At 53.0% G+C, this 5372-nt stretch carries 4 protein-coding genes; 3 read left to right on the top strand and 1 reads right to left on the bottom strand.

Translation table 11 applies throughout. From position 1 onward, the window contains the following. Positions 1 to 68: 68 nt before the first annotated feature. The gene (locus tag PBA01S_RS22305; RefSeq protein ID WP_028539670.1) at positions 69 to 1424 is read right to left on the bottom strand and encodes an amino acid permease; all 1356 of its coding nucleotides are present in this window, start codon (positions 1422 to 1424) and stop codon (positions 69 to 71) included. A gap of 252 nt (positions 1425 to 1676) precedes the next feature. Here PBA01S_RS22305 and PBA01S_RS22300 point away from each other — a divergent pair, with 252 nt between their 5' ends. The 3 genes from PBA01S_RS22300 (at position 1677) to PBA01S_RS22290 (ending at position 5299) form a co-directional block, all read left to right on the top strand. Next, positions 1677 to 2612 (top strand): ABC transporter permease, encoded by a 936-nt coding sequence (locus tag PBA01S_RS22300; RefSeq protein WP_127576765.1) that lies wholly within the window; start codon positions 1677 to 1679, stop codon positions 2610 to 2612. 19 nt (positions 2613 to 2631) lie between these two features. After that, entirely contained in the window at positions 2632 to 3525 is an 894-nt protein-coding gene (locus tag PBA01S_RS22295) for a carbohydrate ABC transporter permease (RefSeq protein ID WP_016313129.1), read from the top strand. An 82-nt stretch (positions 3526 to 3607) separates the two neighbouring features. Then, on the top strand, positions 3608 to 5299 hold the full coding sequence (locus tag PBA01S_RS22290) for an extracellular solute-binding protein (RefSeq protein WP_016313128.1): 1692 nt from the start codon (positions 3608 to 3610) through the stop codon (positions 5297 to 5299). Positions 5300 to 5372: the final 73 nt, after the last annotated feature.

Raw genomic sequence — 5372 nt, 5'->3', positions numbered from 1 at the left:
GGCCAGCACGAGCCCCACCAGGCCGCTGCCCCAGCGGGATAATCCTGTAAAGGCCAGCAGCTCCAGCGCTACTGCTGACTCTGGCCCGAGCGCGGACGGAAACGAACCAACGACCAGACGATTAGCAGGAGCAGCACCGCCAGACAGGTCCCGATGCTGATACGGTTCTGCGCGTCGAACAGGAACAGCAGCGCAATGACGATGAGACCGATCACCGTCAACACTGTAATATAAGGGAATCCCCAGACTTTAAAGCTAGGCGCTTTCGGATAACGCTTGCGCAGCTTTAATTGGGACAAGCAGATCGTGATCCAGACGAGCAGCACGACAAAGCCGGGGACCGCCATCAAGAGACGGAACAAACCTGCCTGATTAAAGACGGCCAGCATGGAGCCGAGGATCAGGACAACCCCGCAAAGAATCAAGCTGTTCACCGGCACGCCCTTGGCGGAAATCCGCGCCAGCTTCGCCGGAGCTTCCCCGCCGGCAGCCATCGAATGGAGCATCCGGGTCGCGCCATAGATGCCGGAATTCGCGGCGGACAAGACTGCCGTAATCAGAATGAAGTTCATCAGATGCGCTGCCCCCTGTAAGCCCGCCGAGGACAGTACCTGCACGAACGGGCTGGTCTGCTCGCTGAGACTGTTCCAGGGAATCAGTCCGCAAATGATCAGAATCGGTAACGTGTAAAACAGCACCACGCGCAAAATAAAGCTTTTGACCACCCGGGGCAATACTTTCTCCGCATCCTTGGCTTCCGACAAGGTTAATCCGATCAGCTCAGAGCCGCCGTAGGAGAACATCACGACCAGGAGCGCTGAGAAGATCGCCGTCCATCCATTCGGGAAAAAACCGCCGTAATCCCGGTAATTGTGCGGGAACGGAGCACTCGTTCCAGGGAGAAGGCCAAACAGCATGGCTGCGCCCAGGAGAATAAAGACGATGATCATCGCGATCTTAATCCCAGCCAGCCAAAATTCAAACTCACCGTAACCGGCCACGCTCATTCGATTGATGGCCAGAATAAAGGCGGCGCTGGCCAGACTGAGCACCCAAAGCGGGACGTCTGGCAGCCAGAACTGCAGGAAACTGCCGGCGGCAATCACTTCAATCACGCATACGGCCAGCCACATGAAGCAGTACATCCAGCCCAATATGAAAGAGATGCGTTCGCCAAAAGCTTCCCGGATGAAGTCCTTCATGTTGCGGCCGGGATACACTGTCGCCATCTCGGCAATGGCACCCATGACGACCAGCAGCAGTAAGCCGGCAAAGGCATAAGAAAAAATCACGCCAGGTCCAGCCAGGCTGACGGTCTCAGAGCTCCCTTTGAAGATCCCGGTGCCAATGACACCGCCCATGGCCATAAAGCTGATGTGGCGGGGCAGCAATTTTTTCTGCAAAGTTGAGGAATCAGATTTCACGTGAACAAAGCCCCCTAAATCTAAGTTGAATCCACTAGTTGGATAAGCAATACGGACTTTATCTTACACCAATTCGCCCGATGGAGGAAATGACATCATACCCGGTTGAATAGTATCACATTTCGTTGATTGGTCAGATAGGCAGGGGCCGGCAGCCAATATACAATAATTTTCAAGATAAAAACAGCGTAAAGGGGAGAAGCATCTATGGCCCGATTATCCACGGATCGGGAAATGCAGCCCGAACCCGTCATGCCGCAAGTGCCTTATCCAAGAAGGAAGAGTGGGCTCGAGCGTTTTATTCGGCAAATTGATCTGCAGTTGATGGTCCTCCCGGCGCTTGCCCTCATCTTCGTGTTTAGTTATATCCCGATGTATGGCGTTTTGATCGCCTTTCAGGACTACAAGATCGGGCACAGCTTTACGGGGAGTCCGTGGGTGGGCTGGAAGCATTTCGCTTACTTCTTTAACTCGCCGGATTTTTACACGGTGATGCGCAATACGATCGTCATTAGCCTGCTGAAATTTCTGATTGGATTTCCGGCACCGATCCTGTTGGCCTTAATGCTGAACGAAGTGCGGAAAATGGTCTTCAAACGAGTTGTTCAGACGATTACGTATCTGCCGCATTTTATGTCCTGGGTTATTCTCGGCGGTCTAGTTGCTTCGATGCTCGCCACGGATAACGGGAGCTTAAACATGCTGCTGGAGCGGTTGAATCTGATTCAGGAACCGATTAACTTCCTGTCACTGCCCGAATACTTCTGGACCATTTTGATCACGACCAATGTATGGAAAGAAATCGGTTTTGGCTCGATTGTCTACTTGGCGGCGATTGCCGGGGTAGATCCCCATACCTATGAGGCGGCTTCGATTGATGGGGCCAGCCGCTTTAAACAGATTTATTTGATAACGCTTCCATCGATTATGCCGGTCATTTCGATCTTTATGATTCTGGCGATCGGCAATTTGCTGAGCGCCGGCTTTGAAGATATCCTCGTGTTGGCCGTGAACCCGGCGCTGCGAGATGTCTCTGACGTCATCGATACGTACGTGATCCGGGTGGGGATCAACAATTACCGCTATTCCTATGCTACCGCCGTTGGGTTGTTTAAAGCGGTCGTCAGCGTCGGGCTGTTGACCATCGCGAACTACGTAGCCCGCCGATCCGGCAACAGCTTATGGTAATCAGGAGGAGGTGTCCGCGATGTATAACAGCAGAGGCGACCGGGTCATGGTTGCTTTCATTTACGTCTTCTTAACCGTTTTTTCCCTCTCCACGTTATATCCGTTCCTGAATGCCATTGCTATCTCGCTGAACGAAGGGCTGGATACCGCAAAAGGCGGGATTACCCTCTGGCCGCGCTCCTTTACCCTGGAAAATTACGAGGTCGTCTTCCAGGATGAACGGCTGATGTCGGGATTTATCATCTCCGTTCTTCGGACCGTCGTCGGCACGGTCAGCGCCATCTTGGCCACGGCGATCTTCGCTTACGGGATGACCAAGCGCGAGCTGATGGGACGTAAATTTTATATGCTGATGTGTATTTTTACGATGTATTTTTCCGGCGGATTGATTCCAACGTTTCTGTTGATCCGGAACCTGGGGATGTTTAACTCCTTCTGGGTATATATCATTCCTTCGCTCATTGGGGTCTGGAATATGATCATCTTTCGTACCTTCTTCCAAGGGCTGCCCCAAGGCTTAGAGGAATCGGCCAAAATCGACGGCTGCGGCAATTGGGGCACCTTGTTCCGCATCGTGCTGCCGCTGTCGGGACCGGTCATCGCAACGTTATCGCTCTTTACCGCGGTTGGTCACTGGAACGAGTGGTTTATCGCCAGCATCTACATTTCGAAGGAGGAGCTGCTGCCGATTCAGACGATTTTGAAGCAGATTCTCGCCTCCAACATCGTCTCCGAGCAGACCGCGAATCTGGATGCGGCGGCACAAGCCCATATGGCGCAGGCCAAAACCGTCACCAGCAAATCGCTGTCGATGGCCACCATGATGGTCGCAACGATCCCGATCGTTCTCGTCTATCCGTTTGTGCAGAAGTATTTTGTCAAAGGGGTGCTGGTGGGGTCTTTAAAGGAGTAGTTGAATGAACTGCAGGCGGCGTTTAGGGCAGATGGTTCTGCTTTGAACATAAAAATGAAAGTCGAAAGGGGATAACAGTCGTATGAAAAAGCGGGGAATACGGTTCAGCCAACTGATGATCATCTTTATGGCAGTTGCCTTCATCCTGGCCGGATGTTCCGGAGGCGGGGACAACAGCGCGAGTGGCGGAAATTCTGCCGAAACGCCGAAGGAGAACAGTGGGAATACGGGGACGAACCAGGCGGAGTCTGCGGAATCGCAGCTTTTTGAACTGGGGAAGGAGCCGCTGGAATTCACGCTGTACGGCAACTATGACTGGTACACCATGCCCAAATGGGGGGCCGACGAAACGACAGCTTGGGTGAAAGAGAATAAAAAGGTGAACATCACCGAAATTCCAAACGGCGGGAATACCGTGCAAAAGCTAAACACGATGATTGCCTCCGGCGATCTGCCGGACGTCATTTGGGGCGAGCGGGGCGCGGATGTAGAAAGGCTGCGTGAAGCCGGGCTGCTGGTGCCGCTGGACGATTATATCGAGAAATACCCGAACTTGAAAAAATGGCTTGATCCAAAGGCCATGAACATGCTGCGATCCCCTGACGGCAAGCTGTATCAATTCCCGAACTGGTACACGAACCGTCCGAACGGCAATGCTGGCTGGGTGGTGAACAAGAAGATCTATAAAGAGCTCGGTTCACCTAAACTGGAAACGACCGATGATCTGTATAATTACCTGAAGCTGGTGAAGGAGAAATATCCGGACGTCATTCCGCTGGAGACGGATTTGGCCAGCGAAGGTCACGGGCTCGATCAGATTTACTCTGCGTTTAAGGAGAATAATTTGAGTTTCCCGCGTTATTTTGCCGTACCTAACGGAGATAAGATGACTTCGATCTACAAGGACGAACCGTTCCGGGAATCGGTGGTTTATGCGGCGAAGCTGTTCCGCGAGAAGCTGATGACGCAGGACGCCATGACGCAAACCCGAGACCAGGTGCAGGAGAAGCTGATGAACGGCCGGGTGGCGGTGTACACTTCCTCCAATCCGACCTTGTATGCGATGCAGGCCCATGCCGCTTTGACGCAAAACGATCCGGACGCCGGCTATTTCATGATCTGGCCGATTCATAAGGAAGGACTGGATAAAAACAAAATTTATCCCGGCACCTATAACATGCTCGGCTGGAACGCGGCGGTCATTACGACCAGCGCCAAGAATCCGGAAGCGATCTTCGCGTTCTTGGATTGGTGGACCGGTCCGGAGGGGATGACCTTGCAAATGTGGGGCGTGGAAGGCGAGTTCTGGGAAGGACGGGAAGCGGACGGCATCACGCCGAAGTTCACGGAGAAATATACGCTGGAGAAAGAAAAACTCGCTGATTATCAAGCGAAGATGGACCCGTTGATGTGGGTGGGGAATACCGTCTACGTTGACGATATTAAAGGGAAGTTCGAAGCCACGTTGCCGGAGAGTGAACGGAACTGGTCCACTTACTGGCAGTACGAGATTACCTGGAAAACGCAAGGCGATGCGACGGAGTTCATCAACTTGTTCCCGTTGCCGGATACCGAGGAGGGCATCACCTTCCAAAGCGGCAAGGACATTTGGCAGAAAGCCAGAGCACAAGCGCTGTATGCGAAGACGGATGAAGAAGCGCTGGCGATTCTCGACAAAGCGCATGAGGACACGATGGCCATCGGGTTCGAGAAGCTGCTGGATTACTACACTCAGCGCTGGCATGAGAATTTGAAGATGATTCAGGGTAATTAAGCGAAAGAGAAATTTTTGGGTGGGAGCCGATGGATGAGGCTCCCTTTTCCTGTAGCGGCGTGCCCAGCTAAGC

The organism is Paenibacillus barengoltzii NBRC 101215, from assembly GCF_004000745.1.
Taxonomy (GTDB): domain Bacteria; phylum Bacillota; class Bacilli; order Paenibacillales; family Paenibacillaceae; genus Fontibacillus; species Fontibacillus barengoltzii.
This window is presented reverse-complemented; position numbering and strand designations above follow the sequence as displayed.

Excerpts from the sequence above, each read along its gene's own strand:
- PBA01S_RS22295 (WP_016313129.1), top strand. The coding sequence starts at position 2,632 with ATGTATAACAGCAGAGGCGACCGGGTCATGGTTGCTTTCATTTACGTC.
- PBA01S_RS22290 (WP_016313128.1), top strand. The coding sequence starts at position 3,608 with ATGAAAAAGCGGGGAATACGGTTCAGCCAACTGATGATCATCTTTATG.
- PBA01S_RS22300 (WP_127576765.1), top strand. The coding sequence starts at position 1,677 with ATGCCGCAAGTGCCTTATCCAAGAAGGAAGAGTGGGCTCGAGCGTTTT.